A 13,936-nucleotide genomic window follows, 5' to 3' on the forward strand; every position below is an offset into this window, starting at 1 on the left:
CTCTAGGGGCGACGGTTTGAGCGTTCCAATCGCGACTTGGAACGATCATATGCACAGGAACCGACGCGAGGGAGCACCCATGGACGCCACGACGAGGCCGACGCTCGAGAGCGTCGCCCAGCGCGCCGGGGTGTCCCGCCAGACCGTGTCGAACGTGCTCAACGCGCCGCACCTGGTGCGCGCCGACACCACCGACCGGGTCCGCGCCGCGATCGACGCGCTGGGCTACCGCCCCTCCTCCGCGGCCCGCCAGCTGCGCACCGGCCGGTCCCGCGTCCTGGGGCTGCGGCTCGAGCCGGTGCACGACGGGATCAACGGCGCGGTGCTGGACCGGTTCCTGCACGCGCTGACCGAGAGCGCCCAGGCGCGGGGCTACCGGGTCATGCTGTTCACCGCGCACGACGACGCGGGCGAGATCGCCCAGTACAGCGAGCTGCTCGACACCGCCGACCTGGACGCGTTCGTCCTGACCAGCACGCACCGCGAGGACGAGCGGGCCGCCTGGCTCGCCGAGCGCGACGTGCCGTTCGTGACCTTCGGCCGGCCGTGGGGCGCGCGACCCGAGGACGCCGCCGCGCACCCGTGGGTCGACGTCGACGGCTCCGCCGGGACCCGCGCCGCCGTGGCCCACCTGCGCCGGCTCGGCCACGAGCGGATCGCCTACCTCGGCTGGCCCGACGGCTCCGACGTCGGCGAGGACCGCGCCGCCGGCTGGGCGGCCGCGATGGTCGACGCCGGGCACGACGGCGGCCTCCTGCGCCGGCTGCACGCCCGCGTCCCCGACGGCGTCGCGGCCGGCGCGCAGGCGATCGAGCGGGTGCTCGCGGACGCCGCGCCCACCGCCGTGGTGTGCGCCTCCGACTCCCTGGCGCTCGGCGCGCTGACCGTCGCCCGCAGCCAGGGTACGACGCTCGCGGTCGTCGGCTTCGACGACACCCCCGTGGCGGCCGCCGTCGGCCTCACCTCCGTCGCCCAGCCGCTCTCCGAGGCCGCCCAGCGCGCCCTCGACCTGCTGCTCGACCAGCTCGACGGCACCGGCGGGACCCGCAGCCGCGAGGTGCTGCTGGCCCCGCACCTCGTCGAGCGGGCGTCCAGCCGCACCCCCTGACCACCCCGCCCTCCGTGCACCACCCCCTGAAGGAGAGAACCCCCATGCAGCACCGCATCCCCGCGCGAGGACGGCGCCTCCTGGCGCCCACCGCCGTCATCGGCGCCGGCGTCCTCGCCCTGTCCGCCTGCGGCGGCGGCTCCGGCTTCGAGGACGACGGCGCCGACGCCGCCTCCACCGAGGGCGGCGGCTCGCTCAGCATCCTCATCGGCTCGTCCGGCGACGCGGAGACCGACGCGGTCGAGGCCGCCGTCGCCGCGTGGTCCGAGGAGTCCGGCGTGGACGCGACGGTCCAGGTCGCCTCCGACCTCACCCAGGAGCTCAGCCAGGGCTTCGCGTCCGGTGACCCGGCCGACGTGTTCTACGTCAGCGCCGACCAGTTCCAGACCTACGCGGCCAACGGCTCGCTGTACCCGTACGGCTCGGAGCTCGACAACGCGGACGACTTCTACCCGTCGCTCGTCGAGCAGTTCACCTACGACGACCAGCTCGTGTGCGCGCCGAAGGACTTCTCCACGCTCGGCCTGATCATCAACACCGCCGCCTGGGAGGCGGCCGGGCTCACCGACGCCGACGTCCCGACCACCTGGGACCAGCTCACCGACGTCGCCGGCACGCTCACCACGGGCGACCAGGTCGGCCTCGGCTTCTCCGGCGAGTACGCCCGCGTCGGCGCGTTCCTCGCCCAGGCCGGCGGCACGCTGGTCAGCGAGGACGGCACCGAGGCCACCGCCGACTCCGCCGAGAACGTCGAGGGCCTCACCTACGTCCAGCAGCTGCTCGCCTCCGGCTCCGCGGCCTACGCCGCCGACCTCGGCACCGGCTGGGGCGGCGAGGCGTTCGGCACCGGCGCCGCCGCGATGACGATCGAGGGCAACTGGATCACCGGCGCCATGGAGAACGACTACCCGGACGTCGACTACCGCGTCGTCGAGCTCCCCGCCGGCCCCGCCGGCCAGGGCACGCTGCAGTTCACCAACTGCTGGGGCGTCGCCGCCGACTCGTCCAGCCAGTCCGACGCCGTCGACCTCGTGCAGTACCTGACCGCCACCGACCAGCAGCTCGCGTTCTCCGAGGCGTTCGGCGTCATGCCGTCCGTGCAGTCGGCCGCCGACGGCTGGAAGGAGCTGTTCCCGGAGATGACCGCGTTCATCGACTCGGCCGACTTCGCGCAGAACGTCGTCAACGCCCGCGGCGCCGCGGACGTCATCACCGACTTCAACGCCCAGCTCGAGGGCCTGAAGACCGGCGACCCGGCCGCCATCCTCGGCTCGGTGCAGACCAACCTGCAGGCCGTCCTCGACGAGAACGCGTCCTGACACCGATGACCAGTCTGGCGGTGCCGCTCCGCCGCCGGCGTCGCGGCCCCGGGTCCTCCCGGGGCCGCGAGGCCGCGTCGGGGTGGCTGTTCCTCACCCCGATGCTCGTCATCCTGGGGCTGTTCCTCGTCGTGCCCGTGCTCATGGCGCTCTGGGTCAGCCTGTCCGACTGGACCGGGCGCGGCAGCCCGCTGTCCTCCGACGTCGGCTTCGTCGGGCTCGACAACTACCGGCGGCTGCTGCTCGGCGGGGGCCTCGCCACCCAGGACTTCGGGACGGCGATGCGCAACAACGCCTACTACGTGCTGCTGGTCGTCCCGCTGCAGACCGCGCTCGCGCTGTTCCTCGCGACGATGGTCAACCGGGCCGCCCTGCGCGGGAAGGGCTTCTTCCGGACGGCGTTCTACTTCCCGTCGGTGACGTCGTCCGTCGCGATCACCGTGCTCTGGCTGTTCCTGTTCTCCGCCTCCGGCACCATCAACGCGATCCTGGCGAAGCTGTCCATCACCGGGCCCAACTGGTTCAACGACCCGCAGGGCGTGATCCACCTGCTGCTCGGCACCGTCGGCGTCGACGCCGCGCCGGCCGCGCTCGCGCAGCACGGGTTCCTCGGCATCTCGCTGTGGGAGTGGGCCGCGGGCCCCTCGGTGGCGATGACCGCGTTCATCCTGCTGGCGATCTTCACCACCTCGGGCACCTTCATGCTGCTGTTCCTCGCGGCGCTGCAGGCCGTGTCCCACGAGGTCGAGGAGGCCGCGCTGATGGACGGGGCGAACGCCCGGCAGCGGTTCTTCCGGGTCACGCTGCCGATGCTGAAGCCGACGGTGTTCACCGTCGTGACGCTCGGCCTGATCGGCACCTGGCAGGTGTTCGACCAGATCTACACCGGCACCCAGGGCGGGCCCGCCAAGACCACCCTGACGCCGGCGTACCTGTCGTACACCGCGGCGTTCCAGAACAACGAGTGGGGCCGCGGCGCCGCCATCGCGTTCGTGCTGTTCGCGATCATCGTGCTGCTCACCGTCCTGCAGCGGGTCGTGCTGCGCGAGCGGGGCGTGCCCCGCCGCAAGCGGTTCCACCGGACCCCGCCCGCTCCCCCGGCCGCCGTCGCCGGGACCGCCACGGCGACCGGCGGGCCCGGCGCGGGCACCACGACCGCCACGTCGACGACCGGGAGCGACCGATGACCGCCGCCACCGTCACCCGGGGACCGTCCCGCGGCACGTCCGGGCCGACCGGCCGGGGCACCGCCCCGCGCCCGCGCCGCAGCCGGCGCCGGATGCTCGCGACGTCCTTCACCTACGCGGTGCTCGTGGTCCTCGCGATCCTGTACGTCTACCCGTTCCTCATCCAGGTGGCGACGTCGTTCAAGACCGACGCCGAGGCCGCGCAGAACGCGATCTCCCTCGTCCCGCAGACCTGGTCCACCGCGGCCTACGAGCGGCTGTTCCTCCGCTCCGACTTCCCGCTGTGGTTCCGGAACTCGGTGATCGTCACCGTCGTCGTGACGATCGGGCGGGTGTTCATCAACTCGCTCGCCGGGTACGCCCTCGCGCGGCTGCGGTTCCGCGGGCGCGGGCTGGTGTTCGCGGGGCTCGTCGCCGTCATGGCCGTGCCGAACGTCGTGCTGCTCATCCCGAAGTTCCTCGTGATCAAGCAGGCCGGCATCTACAACTCGTTCGCGGGCCTGATCATCCCGCTGCTCGCGGACGCCGCCGGCATCTTCATCATGAAGAACTTCTTCGAGTCCATCCCGCCGTCGGTCGAGGAGGCCGCCCGCATGGACGGCGCCGGGACCTTCCGGGTGTTCTGGTCGGTCGTGCTGCCGATGGCCCGGCCCGCGCTGGTCACCATCGTGATCCTGTCGTTCCAGGGCTCGTGGAACGAGCTGTCGCACTTCATCGTGGCGTCCCAGGACCCGCAGCTCGTCACGCTCACCAAGGGCGTCGCGCAGCTCGCGTCCGGGCAGCTGTCCCAGGGCACCCAGTACCCGCTCAAGCTGGCCGCCGCGGCGATCATGACCATCCCCGTCGCCGTGCTGTTCTTCGTGTTCCAGAAGCGGATCATGAACCAGAGCGCCGGCGCTGTGAAGGAGTAGTGCGCGTCCCGCGGGGCCCCGGTGCGGGGTCCCGCGGTCCGCGGGTGGTGGCCGCGCGGTCCCCGGTAGCATCGGGCGGAAAGGGGAACACACCTATGCGCTTCCTGCCCGGGCACCAGCCCTCCTCCGACCTCACCTACGGCGACGTCTTCCTCGTCCCGTCGCGGTCCGAGGTCGCCTCCCGCTTCGACGTCGACCTGTCGTCGACCGACGGCACCGGCACGACCATCCCGGTTGTCGTCGCCAACATGACCGCGGTCGCCGGCCGCCGGATGGCCGAGACCGTGGCGCGCCGCGGCGGCCTGGCGGTGCTGCCGCAGGACGTGCCGACCGAGGTCGTCGCCGACGTGGTCGCGTCCGTCAAGGCCAAGCACACCGTGGTCGAGAGCGCCGTGGTGGTGTCCCCGCAGGACACCGTGCACACCGCGCTCACCCTGATCGGCAAGCGCGCGCACGGCGCCGCGGTCGTCGTCGAGGGCGACCGGCCGGTCGGCGTCGTCACGCCCGCCGACTGCGAGGGCGTCGACCGGTTCACCCAGATCGCCGACGTCATGTCCGGGGACCCGACGACCGTCGAGCTGTCCGTCGTCGAGTCCGGCGGGACCGCCGGCCTGGAGGCGGCGTTCGAGCGGCTGCACGGCTCGCGCCGCAAGTTCTCCCCCGTCGTCCGCGACGGGCGGCTCGTCGGCGTGCTGACCCAGGTCGGCGCCCTGCGGTCGTCCATCTACACCCCCGCGCTCGACGCGCAGGGCCGGCTCCGCGTCGCCGCCGCCGTCGGTGTGAACGGCGACGTCAAGGGCAAGGCCGCCGCGCTGCTCGACGCCGAGGTCGACGTCCTCGTGGTCGACACCGCGCACGGCCACCAGCGCAAGATGCTCGACGCCCTCGAGGCCGTGCGGTCGCTCGACCCGCGGGTGCCGGTCGTCGCCGGCAACGTCGTCACCGCCGAGGGCACCCGCGACCTGATCGCCGCGGGCGCCGACATCGTCAAGGTCGGCGTCGGCCCCGGCGCCATGTGCACCACCCGCATGATGACCGCCGTCGGGCGGCCGCAGTTCTCCGCCGTCCTCGAGTGCGCCGCCGCCGCCCGCGAGCTCGGCAAGCACGTCTGGGCCGACGGCGGCGTGCGGCACCCGCGCGACGTCGCGCTCGCGCTGGCCGCCGGCGCGTCGCAGGTCATGGTCGGGTCCTGGTTCGCCGGCACGCACGAGTCGCCCGGCGACCTGCACGCCGACGGCAGCGGCCGGCTCTACAAGGAGAGCTTCGGCATGGCCTCGGCCCGCGCCGTCGCCGCCCGCACCCGCGGCGGGTCCGCGTTCGACCGCGCGCGCAAGGCGCTGTACGAGGAGGGCATCTCCTCCTCGCGGATGTACCTCGACCCCGAGCGCCCCGGCGTCGAGGACCTCGTCGACCGGATCACCTCCGGCGTGCGGTCCTCCTGCACGTACGTCGGGGCGACCTCGCTCGACGAGCTCGCCGAGCGCGCCGTCGTGGGGATCCAGTCCGCCGCCGGCTACGACGAGGGCCGGCCGCTGCCCGACGGGTGGTGACCGGCGCGCGGCGCGGCCCCGGTGGCGGCGGCGCGTGACCCGCTGACCGACGGGCCCGGGCCCGGAGTGCGACGCCCCGGACCGGGCCCGTCGGCGTCCCGCCGGGCGGCGCGCGGCGCACCGGTTAGGGTCGCCCCGTGAGCCAGCCGCGTCCCGTCCTCGTCCTCACGCACGTCGCGCACGAGGGGCCGGGCCTCGTCGCCCGCGCGCTCGACGGCCTCCCGATCACGACGCGCACCGTGCTCGACGACCCCGCGCCCCGGCTGCCGGCCGTGGCCGACCTGGCCGGCCTCGTCGTCATGGGCGGCCCCCAGGACGCGGACGACGACGCCGGCCACCCCGGCCTGGCCGCCGAGCGCCGGCTGCTCGCGGAGGCCGTGGACGCCGGCCTGCCCACGCTCGGGGTCTGCCTGGGGATGCAGCTGCTGGCGCTCGCGCTCGGCGCGCCCCTGCACCGCCGGCACGGCACCGAGATCGGGTTCGCGCCGGTCGACGTCGTCGCGCACGACCCGCTGCTCGCCCCCGCCGGCCCGCGGCCGACCGTGCTGCACTGGCACTCGGACGCCGTCGACCTGCCCGCCGGGGCGACGCTGCTCGCCTCGACCGACGCGACCCCGGTGCAGGCGTTCCGCGCCGGCTCGGCGGTCGGCACCCAGTTCCACCTCGAGGTCGACCCGACGGTGCTCGACCTGTGGCTGTCGACCCCGCAGATGGTCGCCGACCTGGACCCGGACGAGGTGGCCGCGATCCGGCTCGGCTCGCGGCAGCACCTCGCCGCGCTGCGGCCGGGCGCGGACCTGGGGCTGGCGTCGTTCGCGGCGGCCGTGCGGGAGCGGGCGTGACGGCGGGGCCGGGCGCCGGGGCGCTCGCCGACCTGGTCGCGCTGTGCGCCGAGCGGCCGGTGTGGGCCCCGGACCCCGAGCGGGCGTTCGACGCCCCGCCGCCCGGGCGGGAGGCGGCGCACGCCCGGCCCGTCCGGCGGTCGGCGGTCCTGGTCCTGTTCGGCGTCCTCGACGCCGCGGACGCGCGCGCGGACCACCCCGCGGTGCCGGCGGACCTGGACGTCCTGCTGACCCGGCGCTCCCCCACCCTGAGCCACCACCCGGGCCAGGTGTCGTTCCCCGGCGGCGGGATCGACCCGACCGACGCGGGGCCCGAGGCCGCGGCGCTCCGCGAGGCCCGGGAGGAGACCGGTCTCGACCCGTCCGGCGTGCGGGTGCTGGGCACGCTGCCGCTGCTGCCGGTCACGGTCAGCCGCAACCTGGTCACGCCCGTGCTCGCGTGGTGGGACCGCCCCTCGGCCGTCGCGGCGGCCGACCCGGCGGAGACCGTCGACGTGTTCCGGGTCCCGGTGGCGGACCTGGTGGACCCCGCGCGCCGCGTCACCACCGTGCTGCGCCGCGGCGGGCACGAGTGGCGCGGGCCGGCGTTCGACGCGGACGGCGTGCTCGTCTGGGGCTTCACCGCGTTCATCCTCGACCGGCTGCTCGACGCGGTCGGGTGGGCCGTGCCGTGGGACGAGGGCCGGACGGTGCCCGCGCCGGTGTGACGTCGGCCGCAGCGGACCGTCGAACGGGTGGAATCGCCCGGAAAACCCTCTGGTCAACGACCGTCGAAACGATACGATCGGTGCCGCGGCGCGACGGCTCGACCGGCGCCCGTCCCCTCCCGCTCGACCGGTCCCCACCCACCCCCGCCCTGCCCCGGAGCACTCTCGTCATGGCCAAGGTCCTGACCGCCGGCAGTCCCTGGCGCGTCATCCTCGTGTTCGCCGTCCCCCTGCTGGTGGGCAACGTCGTCCAGCAGCTGTACCAGTTCGCCGACGCCGTCGTCGTCGGCCGCCACCTCGGCGTCGACTCGCTCGCCGCGGTCGGCGCGACGGGCAGCCTGCTGTTCCTGCTGCTCGGGTTCGCCTGGGGCATGACCTCGGGCTTCGCCATCCCCACCGCCCAGGCGTTCGGCGCCCGCGACGCCGCCGCCGTGCGCCGCTCGGTCGCCGCGGGCACGATCCTCACCGGCGCGACCAGCGTGCTGCTCACGGTCGGGGCGCCCCTGCTGGCCGGCCCGGCGCTCGCCCTGCTCCAGACCCCGTCGTCGCTCATGGCGGAGGCCACCACCTTCGCGCAGGTGAGCTTCCTCGGCGCCGGCGCGCTCATGTTCTTCAACTTCCTCGCCGCGGTCATCCGCGCGATCGGCGACTCCCGCACGCCGCTGTGGTTCCTCACCCTCGCGTGCGTGCTCAACGTCGTGCTGGTCGTGCTGCTCGTCGGGCCGCTCGGCCTCGGCGTCGGCGGCGCCGCCCTCGCGACCGTGGTCTCGCAGGCGCTGTCCGTCCTGCTCTGCCTGGAGTACGTGCGCCGGCGGGTGCCGGTGCTGCACGTGCACCGCGCCGACTGGCGGGTCCCCCGCGCCGAGCTCGCCGAGCACCTGCGCCTCGGCCTGCCGATGGGCTTCCAGGCGTCGATCATCGCGATCGGCACGCTGGCCGTGCAGGTGCGGCTCAACACCCTCGGCGCCGACGCCGTGGCGGCCTACACGACCGCGGCGCGCGTGGACGGCCTCGCCGTCGCGCTGCTCCAGTCGCTCGGCCTCGCGGTGTCCATGTTCGTCGCGCAGAACCTCGGCGGCGGCCGCCCCGACCGCATCCGGCAGGGCGTCGTGCAGGCGACCTGGCTCGCGGTCGCGGGCTCGGCGGTCCTGGGCGTCGTGCTGTTCGCGTCCGGCGCCTCGCTGGTCCGGCTGTTCGTCGGTGACGGCGCCGCGGAGGTCGTCGGCATGGCGACCCGGTTCCTGCACATCAACGCCGCGCTCTACGCGATCCTCGGCGTGCTGTTCGTGCTCCGCGGCGCGCTGCAGGGGCTCGGCCGCACCGGCGTGCCGACGCTCACCGGCGTGATCGAGCTGGCGATGCGGGTCGGCGCGGCCGTCGTGCTGGGCGCGGCGTTCGGGTTCGTCGGAGTCGTGTGGGGCAACCCGCTCGCCTGGGCCGGCGCCGTGGTGCTGCTCGTGCCGGCGTACCTGCGGGCGCACCGCGCGCTCGGGCGGCAGCCGATCGCGCCGCTCGACCGGGTCGGGGCGACGCCGGTGCCGGTGCCGGTCGAGGGGCCGACGGACGGGTCGATGGTCGTCGACGCGGTCGTGCCGCTGCCCGCGGGCGACGTGGCGGCGGGGGCGGGCGTCCCGAACCCCGTCGGCCCGGCGGACGACGCGCTCCGGCGGCGGGACGACGTCCCCGCGACCTAGGCTGGCCGCATGCACGAGTTCCTCGCGGGCGCCCGCCTGCTCGGCGGCGGCTGGTCCTGGTGGCGGCGGCGACCGGGCACGATGGCGCGCGGCCTGATCCCCGCCGTGATCGTGGGCGCCGTCGTGCTGGCAGCGCTGATCGCCCTCGTGGCCAACCTCGGTGCCGTCGGCGACGCGCTCACCCCCTTCGCGGACGGCTGGTCCCCCGGCTGGGAGCGCGCCGCCGAGCTCGCCGCGCAGGGCGTGGTCCTCGTCGGCTCCGTCGTGCTGGTCGTGGTCACGTTCACCGCGCTGACGCTCGCGGTCGGCGAGCCGTTCTACGACCGGATCTGGCGCGCCGTCGAGCAGGACACCACCGGCACCGTGCCCGAGGGCTCGACCGGCGTGTGGCGCGGCGCCGCCGACGGCGTGGCGCTGGTCGCGCGGGGCCTGGTCGCAGCCGCGGTCGCCGGGCTGCTCGGGCTGGTGCCGCTGGTCGGCACGGCCCTGGGGTGGCTCGCGGGCGTCGTGCTCACCGGCTGGGTGCTGGCGCACGAGCTGTCCTCCCGCGCGCTCGTGGCCCGGGGCCTGTCCCGCCGCGAGCGGAACGCGTTGCTGCGCGCGCACCGGACCCGGGCCCTCGGGTTCGGCGTCGCGACCCAGCTGTGCTTCCTCGTGCCGGGCGGCGCGGTGGCGACGATGCCGGCCGCGGTGGCCGGGTCCACGCTGCTCGCGCAGTCGGTGCTGCCGCGGGGCGCGGGGGCGCGCGTGGCGGGCGGGGCGCCCGGCGCGAGGGTGCCCGGCGCGTCGGCGCCGGTGGCGGGCGGGCCCGGGCCGGCGCGCGCAGCCGGGGCGGCGTCCCTGCCGGTGCCGACCGGGGACGACACCGAGCGGCGCTGACGCGTCGGGCACGGCGGGCTCGCGCCGGGGCGGGGCCGGGCGGTCAGGCCCGGACGAGCGCGAGCACCGACGCCGTGAGGCTGCGCGTCGCCTCGCCCTGGTCGAGCAGCCCGGCGGCCCGCTGCTCCGCGGCGGCGTGCACGAGCGCGGAGACGGCCGCGACGAGCCAGTCGAGGCCGAGGTCGTCCCGGACGGCGCCGGACGCGCGTCCTTCCGCGAGCACCGTGCGCAGCGGTGCCACGACGGGCTCGTGCCGCGCGTCCACCTCGCCGGCCGGCAGCACCCGGCAGGCCGCGTCGACGGCGCCGTGCCCCTCGGCGAGCGCGGACCAGCCGGCCCGGAGCAGGGCGGCGAGCGCGCCGAGGGGATCCCCGGCGGGGGCCGCCCCGTCCGGGCCGACGGCGCCGCTGACCTCGAGCGCCCGCCGCGCGCGGTCGACCGCCTCGTCCAGCGCCGCCCGCACGAGGTCCTCCCGCGTCGGGAAGTGCCCGTACAGCGTCACCCGACCCACGCCCGCGGCCTGCGCGACCTGGGCGACGGTGGCGGTCGGGTCGGTGGTGAACAGCGCGAGCGCGGCATCCAGCACCGCCTGCCGGTTCCGCCGCGCGTCGGCCCGCGGGGCGGGTCGCCGCCCGGCCGCTGTGGTGGTCTCGTCAGAGGTCGAGGGCATGTCGGCATACTATCTCGAACACCGCTGTACGAGTTAGCCGATCCCGAGGAGCACCCGTGACCGACACCGCCACCCCCGACCGTCCGCTGCACGTGCTCGTCCTCGGCGGGTACGGGGCCGTCGGCGCCCGCGCGACCGCCGACCTCCGCGCCGCCGGCCACGCGCCGCGCACCGCGGGCCGCGACGCGCGCCGGGCGGACGTGGCCCTCGACCTGGCGGACCGGTCCGCCGTGGCCCGCGCCGCGGCCGGGGCCGACGTGGTGCTCAACGCCGCCGGCCGGGAGGACCTCGACCTGGTCCGCGCCGTCACCGACGCCGGGACGCCGTTCGTCGACATCAGCGCGGCCAGCGCCTACCTCGCCGCCGTCGAGCGGCTCGACCCGGCCGCGCCCGTCCTGCTCAGCGTCGGGATCGCGCCGGGGCTCACCAACCTGCTGGCGCACGCCGTCGCCGACCGGGACGCCGCCGCGGGGCGCGCCCCCGCCGGCCCGCTCGACGTCGCGGTCGTCCTCGGCGCCGGCGAGGCGCACGGCGCGGCGGCGACCGCGTGGAGCCTGTCGCTGCTCGGGCGGACCTTCCCCGACACGACGCGCCCCGGCGCCGCCGTCCGCAGCTACACCCGCGGGGCCCGGTTCGACCTGCCGGCCGGCCCGCGACGCCTGTACCGGACGGACTTCAGCGATCAGCACGCGCTCACCCGCGCCCTCGGCCGGCCGGTGCGCACGTACTTCGGTACCGACACCCGGTTCGCCACCGGCGCCCTCGCCGCGCTCACCTGGCTGCCGCCGCTGGGCCGGCTCGCGGGGCGGCTGCACCTGCCCGGCTCGGAGGACTGGCTGCTGCAGGTGCGCGACGCCTCGGGTCCCCGGGTGACCGTCACGGGCACGGGGCAGTCCGCCGCCACGGCGGCGGTCGCGGCCCGGGCGGCGGTCCTCGCCTCGACGGCGCCGGTGGGCGTGCACCACCTGCCGGACCTCGTCGGGCTGGCCGGGCTGGGGCTGCCGCTCGCCGTGACGTGGCACGACGACGACGTGGCCGCGCAGGGGCAGGTATCGGCCGCCTCGTGACCCGGCCGGGCGCGACGGCCTCCCGCCCGCGGGGCGCGACCCCGGGGCCCGCGGGGCGAGTAACCTGGCCCGTCCCGCCCGGGCGCCCGCCCGACGCGCGCCGCGCCGCACCCGAGGAGCCGCCGTGCCCGTCAAGCCGCCCGCCGAGGTCGACCTGACCACGGACCTCGTGCGCGCGCTGCTCGAGGACCAGCACCCCGACCTCGCGGCGCTCCCGCTGCGGCTGGCCGCCCACGGCTGGGACAACGCGACGTTCCGGCTCGGCGACGACCTCGCCGTGCGGCTGCCCCGGCGCGAGGCCGCGGCGCACCTCGTCGAGCACGAGCAGCGGTGGCTCCCGACGCTCGCGGCGCTCTGCCCGGTGCCCGTGCCCGCCCCCGTGCGGATCGGCCGCCCGGGCCCGCGGTACGGCTGGGCGTGGAGCGTGGTCCCGTGGATCGTCGGGACGCACGCCGCCGACCAGCCGGTGGCCGACCGCACCCGGTGGGCGCCGGAGCTCGCCGAGGCGCTGCTCGCGCTGCACGTGCCCGCCCCCGCGGGCGCCCCGGTCAACCCGTTCCGCGGAGGTGCCCTCGCGGGGCGGTCCGCGGCGCTGGAGGCCCGGTTCGAGGCGGGGCACCTCGACGCCGCGGTCCGGGCGGCGATCGCGGGCGGCGACGGGGCCGTGGGCGCGGGTGCGGTGGGCCCGGACGCCGGAACCGTCGCCGCGCGCCGCCGCCTCGACGCGCTGTGGCGGGACGCGCTGGCCGCCCCCGCGTGGCCGGGTCCGCCCGTGTGGCTGCACGGCGACCCGCACCCGGGCAACCTCGTCGCGGCGGAAGGTCGGCTCGCCGGCCTGCTCGACTTCGGCGACCTGACGGCCGGCGACCCCGCGTGCGATCTCGCGACCGCCTGGCTGACCTTCGACGCCGCGGGGCGCGCGGCCTTCCGGGAGCGTGCCGACGCGCTCGCCGACGCCGGCGGACCGCACGACCCGGGCCGCTGGCGCCGGGCCGCCGGCTGGGCCCTCACGATGGCGTCGGCGCTGGTCGCGCACGGCGACGACGACCCGGTGATCGCCGCGAGCGGGTTCCACGCGATCGGGGAGCTCCTGCGCGGCGCCTGACGCGCAGGACGGACCGGGGACCGCCTCCGGCATCATGGGCGCATGCCCGACTCGCCCAAGACCGTGCCCACCGACGCGGACGTCGACGCGTTCCTCGCGGCCGTCCAGCCGGAGCGCCGGCGCCGCGACGCCGCGCGGGCCCGGGAGGCCTTGGAGCGGATCACCGGCGAGCGCCCGGTCCTCTGGGGCCCGTCGATCGTCGGGTTCGGGTCGGCGCACTACCGCTACGCCTCGGGCCGCGAGGGCGACTGGCCGCCGGTCGCCTTCTCCCCGCGGAAGACCGCGCTGACGTTCTACCTGATGGACGGGTTCGAGCCGCACGCCGCCGACCTCGCGGTCCTCGGCCCGCACACCGTGGGAGCGGGGTGCCTGTACGTGAAGGACCTGGACGCCGTCGACGGCGCGGCCCTCGAACGGATCCTCACCCGCAGCTGGCAGTCCCGCGGCGCGAACCCCCGAGCCTGACCGGCCTCGCCACCCCCTGACCGGCCTCGCCGGTGCGCGCCTGCCCCCGCACGCTCCCCGCCCCCGACCGCCCGGAACGCTCCGCCGACCCTTGCGCGCACGAACCTGAACGCGACGGCAGTCACCGAGTGGGCAGTAGATGCCGCCTCCGACGCTCGCGAAGGGACATCGAGTGGCCCGCTCGGCGAGGTGTGGGCTCGGGGAGGGAGGGGGGTGAGCACGGGCCGCGGTCGGCGCCGACGAAACAACCCCGGGAAACAGAAAGAGCCACCCCCGAAGGGATGGCTCTTCCTGAAATGATGTCCGGCGGCGTCCTACTCTCCCACACCCTGGCGAGTGCAGTACCATCGGCGCTGAAGGGCTTAGCTTCCGGGTTCGGAATGGGACCGGGCGTTTCCCCTTCGCTATGACCGCCGTAACTCTGTCGAACAG

The 13,936-nt window shown here is 76.2% G+C and carries 13 protein-coding genes and 1 rRNA gene; 12 read left to right on the top strand and 2 right to left on the bottom strand.

Annotated elements, in window-relative coordinates; translation table 11 throughout:
- Positions 1 to 79: 79 nt before the first annotated feature.
- The 9 genes from VER05_RS07635 to VER05_RS07675 all read left to right on the top strand — a co-directional run bounded on the left by VER05_RS07635 (position 80) and on the right by VER05_RS07675 (position 10,197).
- Complete coding sequence (locus VER05_RS07635) at positions 80 to 1,108, top strand: LacI family DNA-binding transcriptional regulator (RefSeq protein ID WP_324844780.1); 1,029 nt, start codon at positions 80 to 82, stop codon at positions 1,106 to 1,108.
- 44 nt (positions 1,109 to 1,152) lie between these two features.
- Entirely contained in the window at positions 1,153 to 2,427 is a 1,275-nt protein-coding gene (locus VER05_RS07640) for a sugar ABC transporter substrate-binding protein (protein ID WP_324844781.1), read from the top strand.
- 5 nt (positions 2,428 to 2,432) lie between these two features.
- Entirely contained in the window at positions 2,433 to 3,614 is a 1,182-nt protein-coding gene (locus tag VER05_RS07645; protein ID WP_324844782.1) for a sugar ABC transporter permease, read from the top strand.
- A gap of 92 nt (positions 3,615 to 3,706) precedes the next feature.
- Positions 3,707 to 4,525, top strand: coding sequence for a carbohydrate ABC transporter permease (locus tag VER05_RS07650; RefSeq protein ID WP_324844793.1), 819 nt, complete (start codon positions 3,707 to 3,709; stop codon positions 4,523 to 4,525).
- A 95-nt stretch (positions 4,526 to 4,620) separates the two neighbouring features.
- A complete protein-coding gene (locus VER05_RS07655) occupies positions 4,621 to 6,075 on the top strand; it encodes a GuaB1 family IMP dehydrogenase-related protein (protein WP_324844783.1) in 1,455 nt (484 codons plus the stop codon).
- 137 nt (positions 6,076 to 6,212) lie between these two features.
- Positions 6,213 to 6,917: a type 1 glutamine amidotransferase gene (locus VER05_RS07660; RefSeq protein ID WP_324844784.1), complete on the top strand. Its 705-nt coding sequence runs from the start codon at positions 6,213 to 6,215 to the stop codon at positions 6,915 to 6,917.
- Positions 6,914 to 7,624 carry a CoA pyrophosphatase gene (locus tag VER05_RS07665; protein ID WP_324844785.1) on the top strand — a complete coding sequence of 237 codons (711 nt, stop codon included), beginning with the start codon at positions 6,914 to 6,916 and terminating at the stop codon, positions 7,622 to 7,624. Before VER05_RS07660 ends, VER05_RS07665 begins: the two co-directional genes overlap by 4 nt.
- Before the next feature lie 170 nt (positions 7,625 to 7,794).
- Positions 7,795 to 9,318 (top strand): MATE family efflux transporter, encoded by a 1,524-nt coding sequence (locus tag VER05_RS07670; RefSeq protein ID WP_324844786.1) that lies wholly within the window; start codon positions 7,795 to 7,797, stop codon positions 9,316 to 9,318.
- 9 nt (positions 9,319 to 9,327) lie between these two features.
- Positions 9,328 to 10,197, top strand: coding sequence for an EI24 domain-containing protein (locus tag VER05_RS07675; RefSeq protein ID WP_324844787.1), 870 nt, complete (start codon positions 9,328 to 9,330; stop codon positions 10,195 to 10,197).
- 43 nt (positions 10,198 to 10,240) lie between these two features.
- Here the strand turns inward: VER05_RS07675 and VER05_RS07680 are convergent, their stop codons facing one another.
- Complete coding sequence (locus VER05_RS07680) at positions 10,241 to 10,867, bottom strand: TetR/AcrR family transcriptional regulator (protein WP_324844788.1); 627 nt, start codon at positions 10,865 to 10,867, stop codon at positions 10,241 to 10,243.
- Between the two features lie 56 nt (positions 10,868 to 10,923).
- Here VER05_RS07680 and VER05_RS07685 point away from each other — a divergent pair, with 56 nt between their 5' ends.
- The 3 genes from VER05_RS07685 to VER05_RS07695 all read left to right on the top strand — a co-directional run bounded on the left by VER05_RS07685 (position 10,924) and on the right by VER05_RS07695 (position 13,504).
- Complete coding sequence (locus VER05_RS07685; protein WP_324844789.1) at positions 10,924 to 11,934, top strand: saccharopine dehydrogenase; 1,011 nt, start codon at positions 10,924 to 10,926, stop codon at positions 11,932 to 11,934.
- Between the two features lie 124 nt (positions 11,935 to 12,058).
- On the top strand, positions 12,059 to 13,039 hold the full coding sequence (locus VER05_RS07690) for an aminoglycoside phosphotransferase family protein (RefSeq protein WP_324844790.1): 981 nt from the start codon (positions 12,059 to 12,061) through the stop codon (positions 13,037 to 13,039).
- Between the two features lie 42 nt (positions 13,040 to 13,081).
- The gene (locus VER05_RS07695; RefSeq protein WP_324844791.1) at positions 13,082 to 13,504 is read left to right on the top strand and encodes a DUF1801 domain-containing protein; all 423 of its coding nucleotides are present in this window, start codon (positions 13,082 to 13,084) and stop codon (positions 13,502 to 13,504) included.
- A 301-nt stretch (positions 13,505 to 13,805) separates the two neighbouring features.
- Here VER05_RS07695 and rrf read toward each other — a convergent pair.
- A 5S ribosomal RNA gene (gene rrf / locus VER05_RS07700) occupies positions 13,806 to 13,922 on the bottom strand.
- Positions 13,923 to 13,936 lie beyond the last annotated feature (14 nt).

Origin of the sequence: Cellulomonas sp. (genome assembly GCF_035634735.1) — a bacterium.
Classification (GTDB): domain Bacteria; phylum Actinomycetota; class Actinomycetes; order Actinomycetales; family Cellulomonadaceae; genus Cellulomonas.

Bases quoted from the DNA above. Each gene is read 5' to 3' on its own strand.
- VER05_RS07635 (WP_324844780.1), top strand. From the start codon at position 80: ATGGACGCCACGACGAGGCCGACGCTCGAGAGCGTCGCCCAGCGCGCC.
- VER05_RS07640 (WP_324844781.1), top strand. From the start codon at position 1,153: ATGCAGCACCGCATCCCCGCGCGAGGACGGCGCCTCCTGGCGCCCACC.
- VER05_RS07645 (WP_324844782.1), top strand. From the start codon at position 2,433: ATGACCAGTCTGGCGGTGCCGCTCCGCCGCCGGCGTCGCGGCCCCGGG.
- VER05_RS07650 (WP_324844793.1), top strand. From the start codon at position 3,707: ATGCTCGCGACGTCCTTCACCTACGCGGTGCTCGTGGTCCTCGCGATC.
- VER05_RS07655 (WP_324844783.1), top strand. From the start codon at position 4,621: ATGCGCTTCCTGCCCGGGCACCAGCCCTCCTCCGACCTCACCTACGGC.
- VER05_RS07670 (WP_324844786.1), top strand. From the start codon at position 7,795: ATGGCCAAGGTCCTGACCGCCGGCAGTCCCTGGCGCGTCATCCTCGTG.
- VER05_RS07675 (WP_324844787.1), top strand. From the start codon at position 9,328: ATGCACGAGTTCCTCGCGGGCGCCCGCCTGCTCGGCGGCGGCTGGTCC.
- VER05_RS07680 (WP_324844788.1), bottom strand. From the start codon at position 10,867: ATGCCCTCGACCTCTGACGAGACCACCACAGCGGCCGGGCGGCGACCC.
- VER05_RS07695 (WP_324844791.1), top strand. From the start codon at position 13,082: ATGCCCGACTCGCCCAAGACCGTGCCCACCGACGCGGACGTCGACGCG.